This window comes from Streptomyces coeruleorubidus (assembly GCF_008705135.1).
In the GTDB taxonomy this organism is placed as follows: Bacteria; Actinomycetota; Actinomycetes; order Streptomycetales; family Streptomycetaceae; genus Streptomyces; species Streptomyces coeruleofuscus.
The window spans coordinates 146,257-166,517 of the sequence record NZ_CP023694.1; the positions used below are offsets into that span (position 1 = coordinate 146,257).

Consider the following 20,261-nt stretch of genomic DNA (forward strand, 5'->3'; position numbering starts at 1 on the left):
CACCCAACCCCCCAACCCCAGGAGAACCATGAACCCGCTGAAACGGCTCGGCCGTCGCCGAGCCTCCGTCTTAGGCCTGCTGGCCATGGCCGCGCTGATCACGCCCGGCACCGCGGCCGGCGCACCCGACACGGCCCAGGCCGGCACCCCGGGGACCCGGGCCAGCACCCTGGGCGCCCAAGCGGCCCAGTCCGGACGGTACTTCGGGACCGCCGTGGCCGCCGGACGGCTCGGCGACGGAACGTACACCCGCATCCTGGACCGCGAGTTCAACTCGGTCACAGCCGAGAACGAGATGAAGTGGGACGCGACCGAGCGGTCCCGCGGACAGTTCACCTTCGGCGCCGCCGACCAGATCGTGAACCGCGCGGCGGCCCGAGGCCAGCGCGTGCGGGGCCACACGCTGGTGTGGCACTCCCAGCTGCCCGACTGGGTCAAGGCCATCAGGGACGCGAACACGCTGCGGGGCGTGATGAACAACCACATCACCACCGTGGCGAACCGCTACAAGGGCAGGATCCACTCCTGGGACGTGGTCAACGAGGCCTTCGCCGACGGCGGCAGCGGCCAGCTTCGCAGCTCGGTGTTCCGGGACGTGCTGGGCAACGGCTTCATCGAGCAGGCGTTCCGCACCGCGCGGTCGGCCGACCCGGCGGCCAAGCTCTGCTACAACGACTACAACATCGAGAACTGGAGCGACGCCAAGACCCAGGGCGTCTACCGCATGGTGCGCGACTTCAAGGCGCGCGGCGTGCCCATCGACTGCGTCGGCCTCCAGGCCCACTTCGGCGCCGGCGGCCCGCCCGCCAGTTTCCAGACGACGCTGTCGAGCTTCGCGGCCCTCGGTGTGGACGTCCAGATCACCGAACTCGACATCGCGCAGGCGCCGCCGAATGCGTACGCCAACACGATGCGGGCCTGTATGAATGTGGCGCGCTGCACCGGCATCACCGTGTGGGGCATCCGCGACAGCGACTCCTGGCGCAGTGGGGAGAACCCCCTGCTGTTCGACCGCAACGGCAACAAGAAGCCGGCCTACGCGTCAACGCTCACCGCAATGGGCGGCACCCCCGCGGCGCGGAAGGCCGACAGCGGCACTCCCGCGGCGCAGAAGGCCGGCACCCGTTCGGCCCGGTCCGCCGCCGCGCTGCCGTCCCGGTTCTCCTGGAACTCCAGCGGCCAGCTGATCTCACCGAAGTCGGACGCCACGCACAACATCGCCGGGATCAAGGATCCGACGGTCGTCCGCTACAACGGCAAGTACCACGTGTTCGCCAGTACGGCGAGCTCCTCCGGATACAACCTGGTGTACCTGAACTTCAGCGACTGGTCGCAGGCCGGCTCGGCCACGCACCACTACCTGGACCGCAGCGCCATCGGGAAGGGGTACCGGGCCGCGCCGCAGGTCTTCTACTACGCGCCGCAACGCCTGTGGTACCTCGTCTACCAGACGGGCAACGCGTCCTACTCCACCAACCCCGACATCAGCAATCCGAACGGGTGGAGCGCACCGCGCAACTTCTACTCGTCGATGCCGGACATCATCAGGCAGAACATCGGCAACGGCCACTGGGTCGACATGTGGGTGATCTGCGACAGCGCCAACTGCTACCTGTTCTCCTCCGACGACAACGGGCACCTGTACCGCTCCCAGACGACCGTCGGCCAGTTCCCGAACGGCTTCACCAACACCGTCATCGCGGCCCGGGACTCCAAATTCGCCCTCTTCGAGGCGAGCAACGTGTACAAGGTGCAGGGCTCCAACCAGTACCTGCTCCTGGTCGAGGCCATCGGATCGGACGGACGACGCTACTTCCGCTCCTGGACGACGAACAACCTCGCCGGCTCCTGGACGCAACTGGCCGCATCCGAGAGCAACCCCTTCGCCAGGTCGAACAACGTCGCCTTCCCCTCGGGAGCCTGGACCAGGGACATCAGCCACGGTGAGATGATCCGTGCCGGTTACGACCAGACACTCACCATCCCCTCGTGTCGGCTCCAGTACCTCTACCAAGGCATGAACCCCAGCGCGGGCGGTGACTACAACCTCCTCCCCTGGCGGCTGGGCCTGCTCACCCAGACCAACTCCACCTGCTGACAGCGTGGCCCCGCCGCTCGGGCGGGGCCCACGCCCCCATCTGCCGTGCCGGTCAGCCCGCATTGCACCGTGCCGGTCAGAGCGATGGCGCTCCGCGCTGGAGGCGCTGGGTTCACCTCTAGTGGGAGCGCTCCCACCACCAGGTCCTCACACCGCTCTTGCTCAGGTCGCACGCTCGGGACCAGAGCGTGTCACGCATCCCTGCCAGGAAATCGAGGTTCAGTCATGCGCCGCAGACTCCGCGCCTTGGCCGCAGCGTTCTTCGCTCTGCCGCTGGCGTTCGCCGCCGCACCGTCCGCCCACGCCGCTGACCCGACCACCATGACCAGTGGTTTCTACGTGGACCCCGACTCCAGCGCGAAGAGGTGGGTGGCCGCCAACCCCGGCGACGGCCGGGCCGCCGCCATCAACGCCTCCATCGCCAACACCCCGATGGCCCGCTGGTTCGGCTCCTGGAGCGGCACCATCGGCACCGCCACGGGGGCCTACGCGGGAGCAGCGGACCGCGTCGACAAGCTGCCCCTCCTCGTCGCGTACAACATCTACAACCGCGACTACTGCGGCGGGCACTCCGCTGGCGGAGCCGCCTCGCCGTCCGCCTACGCCGACTGGATCGCCCAGTTCGCCGGCGGGATCGCCAACCGTCCCGCCGTCGTCATCCTCGAACCGGACTCCCTCGGGGACTACGGCTGCATGACCCAGGCGCAGATCGACGAACGCGAGGCCATGCTCAGCGGCGCCCTCGCCCAGTTCAGCCGTCAGGCCCCCAACACCTGGGTCTACATGGACGCCGGCAATCCGCGCTGGGCCGACGCGGCGACCATGGCGCGGCGCCTCCACGAAGCCGGCCTCCGACAGGCCCACGGCTTCTCGCTCAACATCTCCAACTACATCCCCACCGCCGAGAACACCGCCTACGGCAACGCCGTCAACCGTGAACTGAGCTCCCGCTACGGCTACACCAAGCCGTTCGTCGTGGACACCAGCCGCAACGGCAACGGCTCCAACGGCCAGTGGTGCAACCCCGCAGGCCGCCGCATCGGCACCCCGACCCAGCTGGGCGGAGGCGCCGAAATGCTCTTGTGGATCAAGGTTCCGGGCGAGTCCGACGGCAACTGCGGTGTCGGAGGCGGTTCCTCGGCCGGGCAGTTCCTCCCCGAGGTCGCCTACAAGATGATCTACGGCTACTGACCCGGACTCCCGTGGCCCGGCCGTGGCCCTGTCCCACGACCGGGCCACGGCGCCGTCCGCCACGCCCCGGCCTAGTCCGCCGCTCACCGTCGTATGCGTACGGCTCCTGCCACGGCGCCGTCGCACGGACCGTATCCGCGGCCCTCACCGCGACGCCGGCGCAGGACTCGGGAAGGTCATGAACATGCGGTGCGCCTGACGTGCGTGGCAGGAACGCCCCAAGCGCCGATCGCGGCCCCGGAGCGGCCGCTGCGCGGAAGCGGCCGCGGGTGTGCCAGTCGCACGGCGAACAGGCCGGAGCGCCGTGGAGCGGGGGCGGATCTAGGCTGGAAGCAGCCGCTGGAAACCAGCCCTGGCAGGACGGCTGTCCGGACGGAGGCGTGACGCGTGGAAATGGCCGGCACTAGGGACGCCCCCACTGCCGCAGTCGTTGTGGACCCGGACGGCGTGGTGAGCGGCTGGAGCGAGGGAGGGCGGCTGCTGCTGGGCTGGACGGCGGAGGACACCGTCGGGCGTCCCGTGGCCGACCTGCTGGTCGATCCCCCACCCGACGGCTTTCCCGAGGACTACGGCGCCGGCCCCGACCCCACGGGGTTCATCCCCCTGCGCCACCGGGACGGTTCCACGGTGGACGCCGTGGTGGCGGCTCACCCGTTGTCCGGCCCCGACGGGCGGGCACTGGGTCACGTGGTGACCATCCAGCGCTGGGGACGCCGCCCGGTGATCGCCGACCGGGCCTTCGAGCAGTGTCCCTTCGCTCTGGGCGCCTACGACCCTGACCTGCGCTTCCTGTGGATCAACGCCTCCTCTGCCCGGGTGATAGCGCACTCCGAAGAGCAAGTGCTCGGGAAGAAGTACCGCGAGGTGCTGCCCGAATTCGACCGCGAGCTGTTTCCCGAAAGGGACGACAAGCCCTACACCGACAAGCTCGCCGAAGTGGCGAGGACGGGCGAGCCCGCGCGTCTCATCACCGTCTTCCGCCCGCTCGGCAGTAACTACGCCAACGCCTGGGCCACCAGCATATGGCCCGTCCGGGACGCCGAGGGCAGGGTCCGCGCGGTCGCCAACTGGGGATTCGACATGAGCGCCGAGTACTGGGCTCGGCAGCGCCTGCTCATCCTGAACGAGGCCAGCGGCGGCATCGGCCGGACACTCGACGTGATCGGCACCGCCCAGGAACTGGCCATGGCCCCGGTGCCGGGATTCGCCGACCTCGTCAGCGTGGATCTCTTCGACGAGGTGCTGCACGGAGAGGAACCGCCCTCCGCGTCCGCGTTCATCCCCGGCGAGACCATCAGGCTCAGCCGTGCCGCCCAGCACAGCGCGAAGGAGGACACCGGCCGGGCTCCCGGGCTCCCGATGCCGGTCAGCCACCCTCCCGGTTCCGTCGCCGCCCGCTGCGTGGCCACCGGCAGGCCCACGGTCGAGCTCGCCGCCGACCCCGGCGAGGGCGGCGAATGGGCCTTCGGGCCCGGGCTCGCCTCCGACCCGGCCCACTGGCCACGGGGCAACCCGTTGATCGACGGGTCCATCGCCGCGGACGGGCTGACCGGCCGGATCACCGTGCCGCTCCGGGCGCGCGGCGCACTGCTCGGCATCGTCGCCTTCTCCCGAACCGACCGGCCCGAGGCCTTCACCGCCGACGATCTGATCCTCGCCGAAGAACTGACCGCCAAGGCAGCCGTCGCCATCGACAACGCCCGCCGGTACTCGCGCGAACGCACGACCGCGCTGACCCTGCAACGCAGCCTGCTGCCGCAGGGGCCGCCGAAGCAGGAGGCGGTCGAGGTGGCGTCCCGCTACCTGCCCGGCGGGACCGGCGTCGAAGTGGGCGGTGACTGGTTCGACGTCATTCCGCTGTCCGGCGCCCGGGTCGCCCTGGTCGTCGGCGATGTCGTCGGCCACGGCCTGCACGCCTCGGCCAGCATGGGCCGGCTGCGCACGGCGGTCCGCACCCTCGCCGACGTCGACCTCCCGCCGGACGAGCTGCTCACCCACCTGGACGACCTGGTCCTCCACCTCGCCAGCGACCTCCAGCCCGCCGGCCACTTCCAGCAGACCGGCGAGTCCGGGGCCACCTGCCTGTACACCGTCTACGACCCCGTCTCCCGGCGCGTCACGCTGGCGAGCGCCGGCCATCCCCTGCCCCTGATCATCTCCGCGGACGGCACCAGGACACCGGTCCGCGCACAGCCGGGACCGCCGCTCGGTATCGGTGGGCTGCCTTTCGAGGCCACCGATACCGAGCTGCCCGAGGGCAGCCTGCTTGCCCTCTACACCGACGGACTGGTGCAAAGCCGCAAGCGCGACGTCGACCAGAGGATCGCCGAACTCCAGCGGATCCTGAACCACTCGGCCACCTCACTGGAGGCCCTGTGCGACACGGTGATGGACGCCATGCTCCCCGAACGCCGCACCGACGACGCCGCCCTGCTGCTCGCTCGCACGCACGCGCTGGATCCCCAGCACATCGCCGACTGGGACATCGAACCCGACCCCGCGCAGGTGCCGCACGCCAGGAAGTTCGCCGTCGACCAGGTGGACGCCTGGGGCCTGGAGGAGGCGGCCTTCGTCACCGAACTGGTCGTCAGCGAGCTGGTCACCAACGCCATCAGATACGGCGAGCCACCGATCAGACTGCGACTGATTCGCGATACGTCCCTGATCTGCGAGGTCTCCGACGCCAGCAACACCGCCCCGCACCTACGCCGGGCCCGCGCCTTCGACGAGGGCGGCCGGGGACTGTTGCTCGTCGCCCAGCTCACCCAGGGGTGGGGCACCCGGCACACCACCAGCGGCAAGACGATCTGGTGCGCACAGACCCTCCCCTAAAGGGTGTTGCAGAAGGCTTGGTGGTGGGCATGTCTGGGTGATGGCTGGCCTGCTGTTTCACCCTGCCATGGCGAGGTTGTGCATGGTGGCTACGGCCTGGACGGCGTGGTGGAGGCCGTCGCCCCTCTGGCGGCAGTCGCGCAGGATCTTCCAATTTTTCATGCGGGCGAAGGTGTGCTCGACGCGGGCCCGCACGCGCCGGTGTTCGGTGTTGTCTTCCTCCTGGCCGCGCAGGAGTGGACGTCCGGCTCGTCTGCGGTGCGGGACGATCAGCCCGGTGCCCAGGTAGGCGCCGTCCGCGATCACCGTCGTGCCCGCCGCCACGTCCGGCAGGACCGACTCGCGCCAGACATGCGCATCCGCCTTGTTGCCGGGTGCCGGCCGGGCCGATGCCACCACCAGGCGGGTGTCGGCATCGATGATGACCTGCACATTCGCCGAGAACCGGTAGTTGCGCGAGGAGGCTGCGACCTGCCGGTCACGGACCGGGACCAGGGTGCCGTCCACGATCCATAACCGGTCGGTGCCCGGCACCGGCCTGGGCGCCGGCTCCAGCGCAAGCAAGGGTCCCAGCCGCTGGATGACCCGGCAGACAGTGGCAGGCGAGCAGCCGAACAGCGGCGCGAGCTGCCGCATCGTGAGGTTCGTGCGGTAGTACACGGCGACCAGCAGCACCCGCTCGGCCAGCGGAAGACACCACGGCCGGCCACCACCGGGGCCATTGCCGCCTCGCTCCCGCACCACCCGCAGCAGCTTTTCAAAGCGCCCCATCGGCAACCCGGTGAACGTCTCCACCCACACCAACTCAGCCCTCAACACCCCACCCATACAGGCAAAATGCCCGCCACCAAGCCTTCTGCAACACCCTTTAGGGCGTGTCCGCAAAGTCCCGCCCGCCCTCCGGGCGAACGACGGGACTTTACGGACACGCCCTAGGCTGAGCCGCACTTGGCTCCGGCCGACGCGCGCTACGTCGGCCCGGACCCGGTCGGCACGCGCAGAGGAAACTGTGCGAGGCGCTGGTCCCATTCCTCCGCTGCCCGCATCAGCTTGGCTCGGTCCGTCTCGACCTCGACCACGTATGGAAAGAGACCCAAGTTCTCCTCATGCCGCCGCCGCGGAGGCGCGGCCTCCAGCGAGAGGTGGACCCGCAGCACTCCCTTGCCGTCGTGCCACCGGACCTGACTGAAGGCGAGGACCGGTTCGAGGAAGGAAAGGTCCGGGACGAGGTGCCCTTCCAAGTCCTGCTTCGCGTCCGGCCTCCGCCCGTCCGCGACGGCCCGCAACCACGCGGACAACTCATGAGCCTCGTCGACCAGCAGACACGAGTCCGTGAAGGACCAGCCGGCCGCCGGAGTGGTGACTTCGGCCCCGATGACGAGCCAGTTGTCGTCCCAGCGGTCACCACTGGCCACGGGAAACTGGTAACGGAGCGGCTGGAGAACGATGCCGCCTGCCCGATCGATAAGTCGCACTGCCGAAGCATGCCACGTCCCGCAGGACCCGCCCTGTGTCTATCCGGAGATGGCCGGCCTGCCTCCCTCCGGTGCGGTCGGTCAAGGCAGGATCTCGACGTACCCGTCGGTGCCGTGCACGCGGATCCGCTGCCCGTCCCGGATCTGCCGGGTGGCCTGCTCCACGCCCACGACGGCCGGCAAGCCGTACTCCCGGGCGATGACCGCGCCATGGGTCATCAGGCCGCCCACCTCCGTCACCAGGCCCGTGATTCCGACGAACAAGGGCGACCAACTGGGGTCTGTGAACGTCGTGACCAGGATGTCGCCCGGTTCGAGGTCGGCCTCCGCCAGGTCGAGGATGACCCGGGCCCGTCCCTCGATGGTCCCGGCGGAAACCGGCAGGCCGATCAGGGCGCCGGCCGGCACGTCGTCGCGCCGGTACGCCCCGGTGACGGCCTCACCGTCCGATGTGAGGACCCGGGGCGGTGTGAGCGCGTGGTACGACCGGAACGCGTCCTTGCGCCGCTGGATGAGCCGGTCGTCCACCTGTTGCGAGCGCACGACGTCGTGGAGTTCCTGGAACGTGAGGTAGAAGATGTCCTCCTTCTCAGGAAGCACGCCTGCCTGCACGAGGCGCTCGGCCTCCGCCAGCAGGGCCTGCTTGTAGACGAAGTAGCGGCTGACGATGCCGTACTTCGGGTACTCCCGGTACCCGATGAAGGTTCTGACCCGGTCGATCATCCGCTTGGCCTCGTCGGCTTTCCGGTCCCCGTCCGGCAGGGCCCGCAAGCGGGACAGCACGTCCTGTTCCTTCTCCTGCGCCTTCTGCCGCCCCTGCTCGAAGCGCCGCTCGGCGGCTCCCGGTTCGAAGTTCCTGACGTTGTCGAGGATCACGGGCACCAGCGTGGTGGGGCGCTCGCGCCAGCGAGGCCTCGTGATGTCGATCTCGCCGACGCAGCGCATGCCGTACCGGTCGAGATAGGCCTCGATGGCGTCGCGCGCCTCGGTCCCGCCCGCGAGCTTCACCAGGTCGTCCAGGAAACCCTCGTCCTCGATGCCCACGCCTTGCAGGAACGCCACCACCTCCGGGCGCGGGCGGATCACGTCCGCGACGTCGAGCAACGCCAGTCCCATCTCCGACGTGACGTTGTTGGGGGCGGACAGCGTGAGCGTGTCAGCCGCGTTCTTCTCCCCCAGCCACTCCCGCAGCTTGTCGTTGAGCCACCACGTGGCCTCCATCCCCGCCATGATCGCCTGCATGCTCAGCGGATCACTGAGGACTCGCTTGTGCTCCTCGAAGGCCTCCGACAGGAAGTCGAACAGCGCCGGTCCGGTCTTCGTCCGGATGTCGCGCTCCAGAGCGGCGATGGACACCTGGCTGCGCTCGATCAGCTCGGTGACGATGGCCGGATCGGTCTCGATCGTGGCGGACGCGCCGCCGGCGCCCGGCGGCCCGCCGGGTCCCGCGTCCGGCAGTGCGGGGACGAAATCGCCGCGGTCGAGGACCGTCTGCAGCGCGTCCCTGACCAGTGGATCGCCTCTCCCTATGATGTCCAGGAGGCCGGCGCGGCTCGCGGGCGAGGCCAGGGGCCGGGTGACATCGACGAACAGCCTCCCGCCGGCCTCTTGCATCGGTGCCATGGCCGTCAGCTGCCACATGGAGAGCCCCAGGGGCCTCATGGGGTCGGTCATCATCTGCTGATGACCGACAGAGACGTAGACGTGATTTTCCTGGTCATCGGTCTCGGGGATGGGGAACAGCGTCGTGATCGGCCGGCTCTGAACGATCTGGAAGTCATCGTCGACGAGGCACCATTCGATGTCCTGCGGGCCGCCGAAGTGCGCTTCGATCCTGCGCCCGAGCTGCACGAGCCGCACAACCTGCTCATCCGTCAGCGCCGGCTCCTCCTGCCACCGCGAGTCGATCGCCACCTCCTGCGTACCGCCCGCCGGCAGGGCATGGACGGCACGCTGTTTGGCGGCGATCGCCTTGGCGACGACTTCGCCTTCTCGCACCTTGAAGACGTCCGGGTTCACCAGGCCGGAGACCAGGGCCTCGCCGAGACCGAATCCGGCGTCCACGGTGGCGACCTTCCGGTTGCCCGTGACGGGGTCGGCCGTGAACAGGATGCCGGCCGCACGCGGGAAGACCATCCGCTGCACGACCACGGCCATGCGGACCGTACGGTGGTCGATGCCGCCGCGCTGGCGGTAGGTCACGGCCCGCTCGGTGAACAACGAGGCCCAGCACCGGCTGACGTGCTGGAGGACCGCGGTCGGCCCCACGACGTTCAGGTACGTGTCCTGCTGGCCGGCGAAGGAGGCCGTCGGCAGGTCCTCTGCCGTCGCGCTGGACCGGACGGCGTAGGCAGCCTGCTCGCCGCGCTGTGCGAGCGCGCGGGTGATCGCCGCCGCGAGATCGTCCGGGATGGCGATCCCTTCAATGGTCCGGCGAATCTCCGCGCTGAGCGTGCGGATCGCCTCCCGGTCATCCGGCTTCACGCGCGACAACTGGTCGAGCCGATCGTCGATCGACGGCGCTTCCGCCATGATCCGCCGGAAGGCATCCGTCGTCACGCAAAAGCCACCCGGCACGCCGATGCCTTCGATCCGCGACAGCTCGCCCAGGTGCGCGCCCTTGCCGCCGACGACCGCGACCTGACCCCCGTCAATCTCCTGAAGGTCCAACACATACTGCTCGATCATTGCGCTCCCTCTGTGGCGGCCGTACTCGGCCGCACCGCACCCATCCGGCGACACTGTGGCCTCGGCGGAGGATTCTGCGCGACGACCCGGGTCTTGCCGCAAGCCCCCCGGTGCGCTATACGTTGAGAGTGGCAAGGAGAGAGCTCTCCTTGCCTTTTGTCTTTTCCTCTTGCCTTTGCCTTTGCCGTCCGCCGGAACTGAGAAGCTCCCCGCGAAGCGATGGCGCGCGCCGCGTTCCTGCTCAGCGCGGTCACGCCATCCCGCAGCGTCTGCGGAGGAGCTCCACTCCCTCTCCTTCGAGATCGTCGCAGTACGTCGAGCGCCCGGTCATCGCCATCACCAGGGCCAAGGTCGTACCGGAGACGAGTGGCCCAGAACCCGTCGTGAAAGGGCCGTCATCCGCTACGAGCGTCAGGCCGCCGATACGTCCCTTGGCAACGACCACGAGGTCCGAGCCGCGGTAGTACTCAGCCACCAGCGTGACCACCTCGATCGGGTACTCACGACTGATGCCCAGCGGACGTCGGATGTCTTCCCCGTGCACGATGGTCTCGCCCAGTATGGCGATGGCAGGGAGGGGTGGCTTGATCGTGTTCAAGGCCGCGCGCCGGAATCTCTCCAGCGTCTCGGCTGGGGTGGCGCCCAACTGCTCCGCCAGCCGCATGGCCACCTGTTTGTCGAAGTCGAACCCGCAGCGCAGCACACCCGCCAGCCACCGCAGGGAGTTGAGGCTCGCTGCCGCGGTGAGGTGCGCCAGCACCTCGCGCACCGTCAATTCGGTGCACAGCGACGACGTTGCCCACTGCTCGTCAGTCAGGTCTGCGAGATCAGCGGCCAGCGCCGTACGCTCAGCGTGGATCAGGGGCCAGGTTCCGGCCCCACGGCTGCGGTCTGTTGTTAGTTCCCGATCAGTCACGCGGGAGCATCTCCTGTCACAGCTGAGTTGCCGGACCGCTCGGCGAGGGTGTGTGCGACGAGGGCATTGGCGTGACCGTGGCCCAGGCCGTGCTCGGCCTTGAGCCAGTTCACGAGCTCCATGTGCTTGCTCAGAGGCGAGGAGCGGATCATGTCCTTCCACTCGGCGATCGGCCGACCGTACTTCTTCTCGATGGAAGGGAAGTAGCTGGCAGGGCCCTTCACGGTGGCGGTCATGGCAGTCATCCTGTCTGTCCGTTGCGTTCCTTCGGTTTCGTCGCTGGTATGACCGAGGGGCACGAACGGAGTCATCGATCGATGAAGGTGTGCTGCGTCACATCTCCTGATGGCTGATGGCCGGAGGCACATGGGGACTGCCTACCGAAACCCGTGGTGTCCCCGAGCGCAGTGCTATGCGCCAGTACGGCAGATGCTGCACCGGAAGGATCCCATGCTTCCTCGCTTCCTCGGCAGCAGCCAGGCTGTTCCCTCTCCTTGCGGCGCGAGCCCGGTCTCCGGCTCAGGCGTCCAGCCGAAGTCGGCGGGGTGCCCCCTGCCGTTATGAAGACGGTAGAAGGCCCGTAAGCCCGCGGGGACGGTCAGATCGAGTTCCTGCTCAACTGCCTCAGCGGGCCACAGCGCGACCACCCTCTCCTTCACCGCTGCCGTCCGCGTCGCGCGGCCAGATGGCGATGGCGATCAGCACAGCCGCCCACACGCCCAGCGGCGTGACCGGCCAGTAGTAGGTCAGTTCTCCCTTCTGCGCACAACGTGCGCCCCAGATCCCGGACATGATCACCGCACCACCGAGCCAATAGCGCCACTCGGCCAGCCACTCCCTGAGGTCTTTGCGGTCCTGTTCCGAGCGCGTCGGCGCCGAGGCGGGTAAATCGGCTGTCAGCACTGCGAGTTCATCGGCCGTGCGCGCCAGCAGAGCGCGCCGGGAGCGGATCTCGTGCTCGTGCGGATCGAGTCGCCCCTCGGCCAGCGCCGCTGCCAGCACACCGAGCGCCTCATCGCGGTCGCGGTCCGAGACCCGCATAGCGGGCACGGCAGGCTCACGCCGGTCATCCACCACTGTCTCCTTTCGGCTCCGTGCAGCACCTCACCTGACGCAAGGTTAGAATACGACTGTATCTCAAAGATGGGAGCGACCGATGCCCAAGTCCGTCGACAGGGAGGCACAGCGTCGGCAGATCGGTGCGGCCCTCCTCCAACTGGTCGCCGAACGCGGCCTCGACGAGGTCAGCGTGCGCACCGTGGCCGCTGCGACGGGCCGTTCCCCCGGCGCCGTTCAGAAGTACTTCCGCACCAAGGACGAGATGCTCACGTTCGCCGCCGAGCTGGCCGGTGAGCGCATCGAGCGCCGGATGGCCGAGGTGAACACCGCACTGCCGCTGCGCCAGGCGCTGCGTGACCTGATCCGGACCACGCTCCCCGTGGACGCCGAGCGACGTGCAGAGGCCACCGCGCAACTAGCCTTCGCCGTCCACGCGGCACACCACCCCCGCCTTGCCGCGATCCGGCGGCAGGTGGACCAGGACATCCGGCAGGCACTGGCCACCTGGCTGGAGTCGGCCGGGCACGAAACCCATGCGGCGGCCCTCGCCGATGCCGTCATCGCACTGTCCGACGGTCTGGCACTGCGCATGCTGTACACCCCACAGGAGCACGAGCACCTGCTCACAGTCCTGGACCGGGCGCTGGACACGCTGATCCCGGACCCTGGAACAGACCGGCATCTCCGCGAGTAGGATCCGCGCGCCCCATCACAGTGCCACTGGGTTCTGACACGGCGGTCATCTTCCGAGGGAGAAATTCTGAAAACCTGTGGATAGGGCGATCTAAGATCCCGGGATGAGTGATGAGCTTCTTCGCCTTACGGTCCTCGGGTGCGCGACACCGTACCCGAGCGTGGACAACCCGTGCTCGGGCTATCTGGTGTCGAGCGGCGACACCCGGATCTGGGTGGATGCGGGGAGCGGCACGCTCGGCCCGCTCCAGCGGCACGTGCGGCTGGAGGAGCTCGACGCGATCTGGATCTCGCACCTGCACGCCGATCACAGTGCGGACCTGCTCACCGCGTACTACGGCGCCCTGTACGCAGACATCAGTCTGACAGCGCCGATTCCCCTCTATGGCCCACCGGGAATCGCCGACCGGCTGGCCGGGTTCCTCACCAACACACCGGCCCGAAGCCCCATCGAATCGGCCTTCGCCGTCACCGAGTTGCACGACGGCCATCAGGTGACCATCGGCTCGCTGCGGCTGACCAGCCGGGCGGTGGCGCACGGCATTCCGGCGTTCGCCGTGCGCATCGAGACGGTCGGCAGGTCGCTGGTGTACTCCGGGGACACCGCGCCGTGCCAGAGCCTCACAGAGCTGGCCGAGGGATGCGACGTGCTGCTGTGCGAGGCCGAGAGCGCGCAGGCGCCGGCCGAGGGTGACCAGGTGCACCACACGCCCGAGGACGCCGGTGACACCGCCCGCGCGGCCCGGGCGGGCCGACTGATCGTCACGCATGTCGGCCGCTTCCTCACACCGCAGCAGGCGGTGGCACGTGCCTCGGCCCGGTTCGACGGTCCTGTCGACTACGCCAGCCCCGGTGCCACCTTCACGATCGGTCAGGCCACGACCGCCTCGGTGGCCCCGACGAGCTGACCGCGTTCGAACACGGCTTTGTATCGGACGAGAGCAACGAGGCGGGCCGAGGAACCGGTCAGACGGTCTCGGCCGTGCGGCACTCCGGGTGGCCCCAGCCGCCGTCGTTCTTGGCGATGGACTCACCGGCCGCATAGGAGCGACCGCACTGGCAACGGCCGGGGAACTTGGCCTTGATGGTGCGCGAGGAGGCCTTCGTGGTGCGGGAGGCCGCGCCGCCGCGTGATCGGGAGCGCGGCGCCTTGGCCGGGGTGTCCGGGGCGGGCGGCGGCTCGGGGGATCCGAGGCCGCTGCCCGCGGGCTCCTGGACGGTGGCGGCCTGGCTGGCGGCGCGGTCGGCGAAGTCGTTGAGCCGGTCGCCGTCGACCTGGTGGGCGGGCACGTAGCGGAACTCGACCGAGCGGCCGTCCAGGAGCTCGTCGATGCGCACGACGAGGTCCTGGTTGGCGACCGGCTTTCCGCCGGACGTCTTCCAGCCGTTGCGCTTCCAGCCGGGCAGCCAGGTGGTGACGGCCTTCATCGCGTACTGCGAGTCCATGCGGATCTCGAGCGGCACGTCCGGGTCGGTGGCCGTCAGCAGGCGCTCCAGCGCGGTGAGTTCCGCGACATTGTTGGTGGCCTTTCCGAGCGGCCCCGCCTCCCAGCGCACCGGACTCTCGGAAGCGTCGGCGACGACCCAGGCCCAGCCCGCGGGCCCGGGATTTCCCTTCGAAGCCCCGTCACACGCGGCCACAACACGTTCACGCATGGCCCCGATCATGCCATGGCCGGGTGCGCCGTCCGGCCTCAGGCCCCTCAGCTCAGGTCGGTCGTCTTCGGCATCTCGCCCTCGGTCCTGGTGATGTCGATGACCGAGAAGTTGGCGCCCTGGGGGTCGCTGAGGGACGCGAACCGGCCGAACGGGGTGTCCATGGGCCCGAACCGCAGGACGCCGCCGAGCTTGGTGGCCTTCGCGACGGCGTCGTCGCAGTCCTCGACGGCGAAGTAGACATTGATGTACGGCGGCACCTCGGGCGGGAAGTCGTCCGTCATCTTCATCCGGCCCAGCACGCTGCGCTCGCCGAGGTCGTAGATCCGGAAGTCCATCTCCTCGTGCTCCATGTCCTTCTGCTTGTAGGAGAAGACGGCGGGGAAGAACGCGTCGGACTTCTCGGGCTCGCGGGTGAAGACCTCCGCCCATGTGTAGGCACCCGGTTCGGCCATCGTGTCGAAGCCCTCATGGGTGCCGGCCTGCCAAACGCCGAAGACGACACCGCCGGGGTCGCGGGCCAGGCACATGGTGCCGAAGTCGCCGACCTGCATCGGCTCCATCAGCACCTCGCCGCCGTGGTCACGGATCCGGGCGGCGGTGGCGACGGCGTCCCGGGCCGCGAAGTACAGGCACCACTGCGACTGGCCCTCCTGGCCGGGCATGGGCGGGACGACGGCGGCGACCGCCTTGCCGTTCGCATAGGCCTGGGTGTAGTTGCCGAACTCCGTCGACGCCTCGGCGAAGGTCCAGCCGAGGACGTCTCCGTAGAAGCTCTTGGCCCCTTCGAGGTCGCTGAACATCGCGTCGGCCCAGCACGGGCTTCCTTCAGGTTGCACGGCCATGACTGCGGCCCTCTCCGAATGGGTGGATAGTCCGTTTCCTCACGCTAATCACCTGCGGACGGGCCCGCGCGCCGAACGGGTGGTTCCGTCGCAGACTGGGCGGGGGCCCTCGGTGTGCCGGTGCCCGCGGACGACGAACTGCTGGTGCGTGTGCGCGCCTGCGGCCTCGCGGCGCCGTACCGACGGTGGCTGCGCGTACTGCGTGCGCGGCGCGGAGCTTCTGTGCCCCGCTCCGAGTGCACGGGCTGGGAGCCGGCGGCGGTTACGCGGAGTACACGACGGTGCCGGCGGCGTTCGCCTTCCCTGCCGGACGGTGTGGCGGACGTGGACCTGGCTCCCCTGCTGTGCGCGGGCATCATCGGCCACCGGGCGCTGCGGCGAGCCGGGCTGCCGCACGGCGGACGGCTCGGGCTGTACGGCTTCGGGGGCAGCGCTCATCTGTGCGCGCAGGTGGCGCTCGCCGAGGGCACCACCGTGCACGTCATGACGCGCGGGGCGGCCGCCTGGCGGCTGGAGCTGGGCGCGGCCTCCGCGCAGGACGCGTACGCGCGGCCGCCGGAGCCGCTGGACAGCGCGATCCTGTTCGCCCCCGTGGGCGAGCTGGTTCCGGTCGCGCTGCGCGCCCTGGACCGCGGTGGTGTCCTGGCGTATCCGCTGTCGCGGGCCGTGGAGGCGCTACCGATCTGAAGGCAGGGGGGTTCGACGGGGCGGCGGTGCTGGTGAACGACTTGTCGTGAAGCTCCATAAGTGGGCCTGACCCGCCGTCACGTCATCGGCCGCGGGCCGCGTTCCGTGGCCGACGCGTGTCTTCCCCCAAGGGTCCGGCTGTGCTTGCCTGGGGAGCCGTTTCACCGGCCCGGGGCGGGAGTTGCCGTATGCGCAGACCGTGGTTCGTGGGTGTGCTGGTGGCGGGGTTGCTGCTCGGTGCGTGCGGCGATCCGTCGTCCGGGCCCGAGACTCCCCCGCCGTCCGCTCCGGAGGTGTCCGCGACCACGCACCAGCGTGCCCCGGCCTCCTCCCCCGGCGTCCGGGCCCCCGTGAAGGCGCCCACCGTGCTGTACCTCGGGGACTCGCTCGCCATGGAGAACCAGAAGGTCCTCGGCCAGGAGCTGCGCCGGGACCTGCGGGCGAAGTACACGAGCGCCCCCTACTCGGGCACCACACTGTGCGACTACCTGGAGGGCACGGCCGAGCGGTCCCTCGTACCCGCCCGGGACAAGGCGGCCGCCCTGGTGCGGTCGCTGCGTCCGGACTTCGTGGTCTTGCAGTTCTGGGGCAACGCCTGGGACTTCACCTGGTGCATGGACAGGATCACGTACGACGGTGCGCGGGAGCGGTACTTCAAGCGATACAAAGCCGACGCGCGCAGGCTGGTCGAGCAGATCGCGACCGCCGGCGGGTCCCACCGTCCTCGGATCGTGTGGGTGCTCCAGGGACCGGATCCCATCACGCCCGACCGGGTGCGCCGGGTGAACGGACTGTACGAGCGGCTGGCCGCCACGACGGGCGGCATCGTCGCCGACGCCGGGAAAGCGGTGAGCCCGGGCGCGGACCGCTACGCCTGGACGCAGTACCTCCCGTGCACCGCCTACGAGCGTGCCCATCCGGACTACTGCACTCAGCCGTCGCGCGGCCGGACGGCCCTGCACCGGGACGACGACTACCTGCACTTCTGCCTGGCGCCCACGACGTCCACGCCGAAGCCCTGCCCGGTCCGCTCCCCCGGCATCCTGCGCATCGCCCGGGAGATCACGAAAACCATTCGACAGTCGGCGAGTTGACCGCTCGAATGGCGGCATGTGCGCGGTGCGAATGCATGAGGACGAAGTGGACATCGACGTCTCGGTCGTCGGCCGGCTGATCGCGGGACGGTTCCCGCGCTGGGCAGGGCTGCCCCTGCGGCGTCTGGAGTCCTCCGGGACGGAGAACGCCATGTTCCGCCTCGGCGCGGACAAGGTCGTACGGCTCCCCCGGCATCCCCGCGCCGTCGAGGCCATCACGCACGAACTGCGCTGGCTGCCCCGGCTGGCACCGGGGCTGCCCGCCGCCGCACCCGAGCCTCTCGGGTGGGGTGAGCCCGGCGACGACTTCCCGTGGCCCTGGGCGGTGTACGGCTGGCTGGACGGCCGCAACCCGGTGCCCGGCGCGCTGGAGCAACCCGGACTGCTCGCCGAGGACCTGGGGGCGTACGTCACGGCCCTGCGCCGGACCGACGCGGCGGAGGGCCCGGCCGGCTCCCGGGGTGTGCCTCTGGCGACGCAGGACCGCTTCGTGCGTGAGGCGCTCGCGCAGTTGGCGGGGCGGATCGACACCGCGGCGGTGACGGACCTGTGGGAGCAGGCCCTGCGCGCCCCGGAGTACACCGGACCACCGGTGTGGGCGCACGGCGATCTGATGGCCGGGAACCTGCTGGTCAGCGGCGGCCGGCTGACCGCCGTGATCGACTACGGCACGGTGGGGGTGGGCGATCCCGCCGTCGACCTCATCAGCGCCTGGTGTCTGCTGCCCGCCGATGCGCGCGGCGTCTTCCGCGAGGCCGTGGGCGCTGACGAGGCCGAGTGGGCGCGAGGCCGGGGCTGGGCCCTGCGGATCGCGGTCATCGCACTGCCGTACTACTGGGAGACCAATCCGCCGGTCGCGGAGAACTCGCGGCATGTGATCAGCGAGATCCTGGCCGAGTCCCGGTAGGGGCAGGGATTCCCGCCCCTGTCCGGGGGGCGCGTCACTCTTCGGCGTACGCCTTCTCCAGGGTCGCGATGTCGAACTTGCTCATCGCCATGAACGCCTCGGTCACCCGGGCCGCCTTCGCCGGGTCCGGGTCGGTGATCATGTCGTCGAGCCGGTCGGGGACGACCTGCCAGGACACGCCGTACCGGTCCTTGAGCCAGCCGCACGGGCCGGGCTCGCCGCCGTTCTCGGTGAGCCTGGCCCAGTAGTAGTCGATCTCCTCCTGGTTCTCGCAGGTGATCACGAAGGAGACCGCCTCGGTGAACTTGAACTGGGGGCCGCCGTTGAGTCCGAGGAACTTGTGGCCGTTGGCCGTGAACTCGACGGTCATCACGCCACCGGCGGGCTGGGGCGCTCCCTCGGGGTAGCGGGCGATCTTTCCGACGCTGGAGTTCTTGAAGACCGAGACGTAGAAGTGGGCGGCCTCCTCGGCCTGGCCGTCGAACCAGAGACACGTGGTGAAACCGTCGGATGCCATGAGTACCTCCTGGGGCGGTGGATCGCTGTCATCTGTGTCGACCGGTCCGCGCGGGGAAACTCATCGGCCGGGCGGGTGATCATTTCGCCGGGGCGGCGTCACGGCCCGCGGCGGGCGCTTCGCGGCGATGGAGGGGCCCGACCCGCTGGTCGGTGATGTGCGGGCGTTCTTCCGGGAGTTGCGCGAGAGGAGCTGGGACCGGCCGTACGCGGGGCGCTCTGCCGGGAGCGGATCTGCCGAGGGCAGAGAAACGGTCTGCGGGCATCGTCCGAGGTCAAGAGTGGAGTCGACGGCACATCCGCGGTACGTCCGCGACCCTTCTGCCACGACGAGGAGAACCGATGGCTCCCTTCACGACACTCGCCCCGCGGGCGGAGGAGGGCGACACCCCTCCGACCCGGTTCGACGACCATCTGGCCGCCCAGCTGCTCGCGCAGCGCATCGTGCTGCTGGGCACGCAGGTGGACGAGGTCTCCGCGAACCGGGTCTGCGCCCAGTTGCTGATCCTGTCCGCGGAGGACCCGCGCACCGACATCAGCCTGTACATCAACAGCCCCGGCGGCTCGGTGCACGCGGGCCTGGCCATCTACGACACGATGCGGCTGATCCCCAACGACGTCTCCACCCTGGCCATGGGCTTCGCCGCCAGCATGGGCCAGTTCCTGCTCTGCGTCGGCGCCCCTGGCAAGCGCTATTCCCTGCCGAACGCGCGCGTCATGATGCACCAGCCGTCGGGGGGCATCGGCGGCACCACCGCCGACATCGAGATCCAGGCGGAGAACCTGGAGTTCACCAAGCGGACCATCGAGCGGATCACCGCCGAGCACACCGGACAGACCCCGGAGACCATCTCCCGGGACGGCGACCGGGACCGCTGGTTCACGGCCGAGGAGGCCAGGGAGTACGGCATGGTGGACCGGGTTCTGGAGTCCCTCGCGGACATCCGCCCGGCGGCCACCCGGCGCAGGATGGGGCTTCAGTGATGGGTACGTACACGATTCCGAACGTCGTCGAGCGCACCCCGCAGGGCGAGCGGTCCTACGACGTGTTCAGCCGGCTGCTGTCCGAGCGGATCATCTTCCTCGGCACCGAGATCGACGACGGCGTCGCCAACGTCGTCATCGCGCAACTGCTCCATCTGGAGTCGTCGTCACCGGAGAGCGAGATCTCGATCTACCTCAACTCCCCCGGCGGCTCGTTCACTTCACTCATGGCCATCTACGACACCATGACGTACGTGCAGGCGCCGATCTCGACGTTCTGCGTCGGGCAGGCGGCCTCCACGGCGGCGGTGCTGCTGGCCGGCGGGGATGCCGGGCGGCGGTTCGTGCTGGAGCACGCGCGCGTGCTGCTGGGGCAGCCGGCCACGGGCGGAGCGCGCGGTGCGGCGTCCGACCTGTCGCTCCAGGCCAAGGAGATGGTGCGGATCCGCTCGCAGGTGGAGGAGGTGCTGTCCCGGCACACCCACCACGACGTGGCGACCCTGCGGGCCGACATGGACCGCGACAAGGTGTTCACCGCGCAGGAGGCGGTGGGCTACGGACTGGCCGACGAGGTGCTCAGCCGGCGCCCCGTGCGGGTCTGAGGCGCCGGCCGGCCCACG

The 20,261-nt window shown here is 69.7% G+C and carries 19 protein-coding genes; 10 read left to right on the forward strand and 9 right to left on the reverse strand.

Annotated features, from left to right (window positions below; all coding sequences use genetic code 11):
• Window positions 1–28: 28 nt before the first annotated feature.
• The 3 genes from CP976_RS00715 to CP976_RS00725 all read left to right on the forward strand — a co-directional run bounded on the left by CP976_RS00715 (window position 29) and on the right by CP976_RS00725 (window position 6,121).
• Window positions 29–2,098, forward strand: coding sequence for a glycoside hydrolase (locus CP976_RS00715; RefSeq protein WP_150478508.1), 2,070 nt, complete (start codon window positions 29–31; stop codon window positions 2,096–2,098).
• 225 nt (window positions 2,099–2,323) lie between these two features.
• The gene (locus CP976_RS00720) at window positions 2,324–3,289 is read left to right on the forward strand and encodes a glycoside hydrolase family 6 protein (protein WP_150478509.1); all 966 of its coding nucleotides are present in this window, start codon (window positions 2,324–2,326) and stop codon (window positions 3,287–3,289) included.
• Window positions 3,290–3,682: 393 nt separating this feature from the next.
• Window positions 3,683–6,121 (forward strand): SpoIIE family protein phosphatase, encoded by a 2,439-nt coding sequence (locus CP976_RS00725; RefSeq protein ID WP_150478510.1) that lies wholly within the window; start codon window positions 3,683–3,685, stop codon window positions 6,119–6,121.
• A 57-nt stretch (window positions 6,122–6,178) separates the two neighbouring features.
• On the opposite strand, the gene CP976_RS00730 is transcribed toward CP976_RS00725, so the two are convergent.
• From CP976_RS00730 to CP976_RS00760, 6 genes are all read right to left on the reverse strand, one after another.
• Window positions 6,179–6,949, reverse strand: coding sequence for a transposase (locus CP976_RS00730; protein ID WP_150478511.1), 771 nt, complete (start codon window positions 6,947–6,949; stop codon window positions 6,179–6,181).
• A 140-nt stretch (window positions 6,950–7,089) separates the two neighbouring features.
• Window positions 7,090–7,596: a WapI family immunity protein gene (locus CP976_RS00735; protein ID WP_150478512.1), complete on the reverse strand. Its 507-nt coding sequence runs from the start codon at window positions 7,594–7,596 to the stop codon at window positions 7,090–7,092.
• A gap of 81 nt (window positions 7,597–7,677) precedes the next feature.
• The gene (gene rph, locus CP976_RS00740; protein WP_150478513.1) at window positions 7,678–10,284 is read right to left on the reverse strand and encodes a rifamycin-inactivating phosphotransferase; all 2,607 of its coding nucleotides are present in this window, start codon (window positions 10,282–10,284) and stop codon (window positions 7,678–7,680) included.
• Window positions 10,285–10,534: 250 nt separating this feature from the next.
• A complete protein-coding gene (locus CP976_RS00745) occupies window positions 10,535–11,200 on the reverse strand; it encodes a maleylpyruvate isomerase family mycothiol-dependent enzyme (RefSeq protein ID WP_150478514.1) in 666 nt (221 codons plus the stop codon).
• Window positions 11,197–11,436: a DUF4287 domain-containing protein gene (locus CP976_RS00750; RefSeq protein ID WP_150478515.1), complete on the reverse strand. Its 240-nt coding sequence runs from the start codon at window positions 11,434–11,436 to the stop codon at window positions 11,197–11,199. Before CP976_RS00750 ends, CP976_RS00745 begins: the two co-directional genes overlap by 4 nt.
• Before the next feature lie 388 nt (window positions 11,437–11,824).
• Window positions 11,825–12,274 (reverse strand): DUF1707 SHOCT-like domain-containing protein, encoded by a 450-nt coding sequence (locus CP976_RS00760; RefSeq protein WP_229876651.1) that lies wholly within the window; start codon window positions 12,272–12,274, stop codon window positions 11,825–11,827.
• Window positions 12,275–12,356: 82 nt separating this feature from the next.
• Between CP976_RS00760 and CP976_RS00765 the strand changes: the two genes are divergently transcribed.
• The gene (locus tag CP976_RS00765; RefSeq protein ID WP_150478516.1) at window positions 12,357–12,953 is read left to right on the forward strand and encodes a TetR/AcrR family transcriptional regulator; all 597 of its coding nucleotides are present in this window, start codon (window positions 12,357–12,359) and stop codon (window positions 12,951–12,953) included.
• A 103-nt stretch (window positions 12,954–13,056) separates the two neighbouring features.
• Window positions 13,057–13,860 (forward strand): MBL fold metallo-hydrolase, encoded by an 804-nt coding sequence (locus CP976_RS00770; RefSeq protein ID WP_150478517.1) that lies wholly within the window; start codon window positions 13,057–13,059, stop codon window positions 13,858–13,860.
• A gap of 58 nt (window positions 13,861–13,918) precedes the next feature.
• On the opposite strand, the gene CP976_RS00775 is transcribed toward CP976_RS00770, so the two are convergent.
• Together CP976_RS00775 and CP976_RS00780 are read right to left on the reverse strand one after the other, a co-directional pair.
• Complete coding sequence (locus CP976_RS00775; RefSeq protein ID WP_150478518.1) at window positions 13,919–14,620, reverse strand: ribonuclease H family protein; 702 nt, start codon at window positions 14,618–14,620, stop codon at window positions 13,919–13,921.
• Window positions 14,621–14,655: 35 nt separating this feature from the next.
• On the reverse strand, window positions 14,656–15,453 hold the full coding sequence (locus CP976_RS00780) for a VOC family protein (protein ID WP_150478519.1): 798 nt from the start codon (window positions 15,451–15,453) through the stop codon (window positions 14,656–14,658).
• 324 nt (window positions 15,454–15,777) lie between these two features.
• Here CP976_RS00780 and CP976_RS43455 point away from each other — a divergent pair, with 324 nt between their 5' ends.
• The 3 genes from CP976_RS43455 to CP976_RS00795 all read left to right on the forward strand — a co-directional run bounded on the left by CP976_RS43455 (window position 15,778) and on the right by CP976_RS00795 (window position 18,141).
• Complete coding sequence (locus tag CP976_RS43455; protein WP_229876653.1) at window positions 15,778–16,140, forward strand: hypothetical protein; 363 nt, start codon at window positions 15,778–15,780, stop codon at window positions 16,138–16,140.
• Window positions 16,141–16,328: 188 nt separating this feature from the next.
• On the forward strand, window positions 16,329–17,234 hold the full coding sequence (locus tag CP976_RS00790; RefSeq protein ID WP_150478520.1) for an SGNH/GDSL hydrolase family protein: 906 nt from the start codon (window positions 16,329–16,331) through the stop codon (window positions 17,232–17,234).
• 31 nt (window positions 17,235–17,265) lie between these two features.
• Entirely contained in the window at window positions 17,266–18,141 is an 876-nt protein-coding gene (locus CP976_RS00795) for an aminoglycoside phosphotransferase family protein (RefSeq protein ID WP_229876655.1), read from the forward strand.
• A gap of 34 nt (window positions 18,142–18,175) precedes the next feature.
• Here CP976_RS00795 and CP976_RS00800 read toward each other — a convergent pair whose 3' ends face one another.
• A complete protein-coding gene (locus CP976_RS00800; RefSeq protein ID WP_150478522.1) occupies window positions 18,176–18,658 on the reverse strand; it encodes a VOC family protein in 483 nt (160 codons plus the stop codon).
• 341 nt (window positions 18,659–18,999) lie between these two features.
• On the opposite strand from CP976_RS00800, the gene CP976_RS00805 reads away from it, so the two are divergent.
• Together CP976_RS00805 and CP976_RS00810 are read left to right on the forward strand one after the other, a co-directional pair.
• Window positions 19,000–19,641 carry an ATP-dependent Clp protease proteolytic subunit gene (locus CP976_RS00805; protein ID WP_150478523.1) on the forward strand — a complete coding sequence of 214 codons (642 nt, stop codon included), beginning with the start codon at window positions 19,000–19,002 and terminating at the stop codon, window positions 19,639–19,641.
• Window positions 19,641–20,243: a ClpP family protease gene (locus tag CP976_RS00810; protein ID WP_150478524.1), complete on the forward strand. Its 603-nt coding sequence runs from the start codon at window positions 19,641–19,643 to the stop codon at window positions 20,241–20,243. Before CP976_RS00805 ends, CP976_RS00810 begins: the two co-directional genes overlap by 1 nt.
• Window positions 20,244–20,261: the final 18 nt, after the last annotated feature.

Excerpts from the sequence above, each read along its gene's own strand:
- CP976_RS00715 (WP_150478508.1), top strand. The coding sequence starts at position 29 with ATGAACCCGCTGAAACGGCTCGGCCGTCGCCGAGCCTCCGTCTTAGGC.
- CP976_RS00720 (WP_150478509.1), top strand. The coding sequence starts at position 2,324 with ATGCGCCGCAGACTCCGCGCCTTGGCCGCAGCGTTCTTCGCTCTGCCG.
- CP976_RS00725 (WP_150478510.1), top strand. The coding sequence starts at position 3,683 with ATGGCCGGCACTAGGGACGCCCCCACTGCCGCAGTCGTTGTGGACCCG.
- CP976_RS00730 (WP_150478511.1), bottom strand. The coding sequence starts at position 6,949 with ATGGGTGGGGTGTTGAGGGCTGAGTTGGTGTGGGTGGAGACGTTCACC.
- rph (WP_150478513.1), bottom strand. The coding sequence starts at position 10,284 with ATGATCGAGCAGTATGTGTTGGACCTTCAGGAGATTGACGGGGGTCAG.
- CP976_RS00750 (WP_150478515.1), bottom strand. The coding sequence starts at position 11,436 with ATGACCGCCACCGTGAAGGGCCCTGCCAGCTACTTCCCTTCCATCGAG.
- CP976_RS00765 (WP_150478516.1), top strand. The coding sequence starts at position 12,357 with ATGCCCAAGTCCGTCGACAGGGAGGCACAGCGTCGGCAGATCGGTGCG.
- CP976_RS00770 (WP_150478517.1), top strand. The coding sequence starts at position 13,057 with ATGAGTGATGAGCTTCTTCGCCTTACGGTCCTCGGGTGCGCGACACCG.
- CP976_RS00775 (WP_150478518.1), bottom strand. The coding sequence starts at position 14,620 with ATGATCGGGGCCATGCGTGAACGTGTTGTGGCCGCGTGTGACGGGGCT.
- CP976_RS00780 (WP_150478519.1), bottom strand. The coding sequence starts at position 15,453 with ATGGCCGTGCAACCTGAAGGAAGCCCGTGCTGGGCCGACGCGATGTTC.
- CP976_RS00790 (WP_150478520.1), top strand. The coding sequence starts at position 16,329 with ATGCGCAGACCGTGGTTCGTGGGTGTGCTGGTGGCGGGGTTGCTGCTC.
- CP976_RS00795 (WP_229876655.1), top strand. The coding sequence starts at position 17,266 with ATGCATGAGGACGAAGTGGACATCGACGTCTCGGTCGTCGGCCGGCTG.
- CP976_RS00800 (WP_150478522.1), bottom strand. The coding sequence starts at position 18,658 with ATGGCATCCGACGGTTTCACCACGTGTCTCTGGTTCGACGGCCAGGCC.
- CP976_RS00805 (WP_150478523.1), top strand. The coding sequence starts at position 19,000 with ATGGCTCCCTTCACGACACTCGCCCCGCGGGCGGAGGAGGGCGACACC.
- CP976_RS00810 (WP_150478524.1), top strand. The coding sequence starts at position 19,641 with ATGGGTACGTACACGATTCCGAACGTCGTCGAGCGCACCCCGCAGGGC.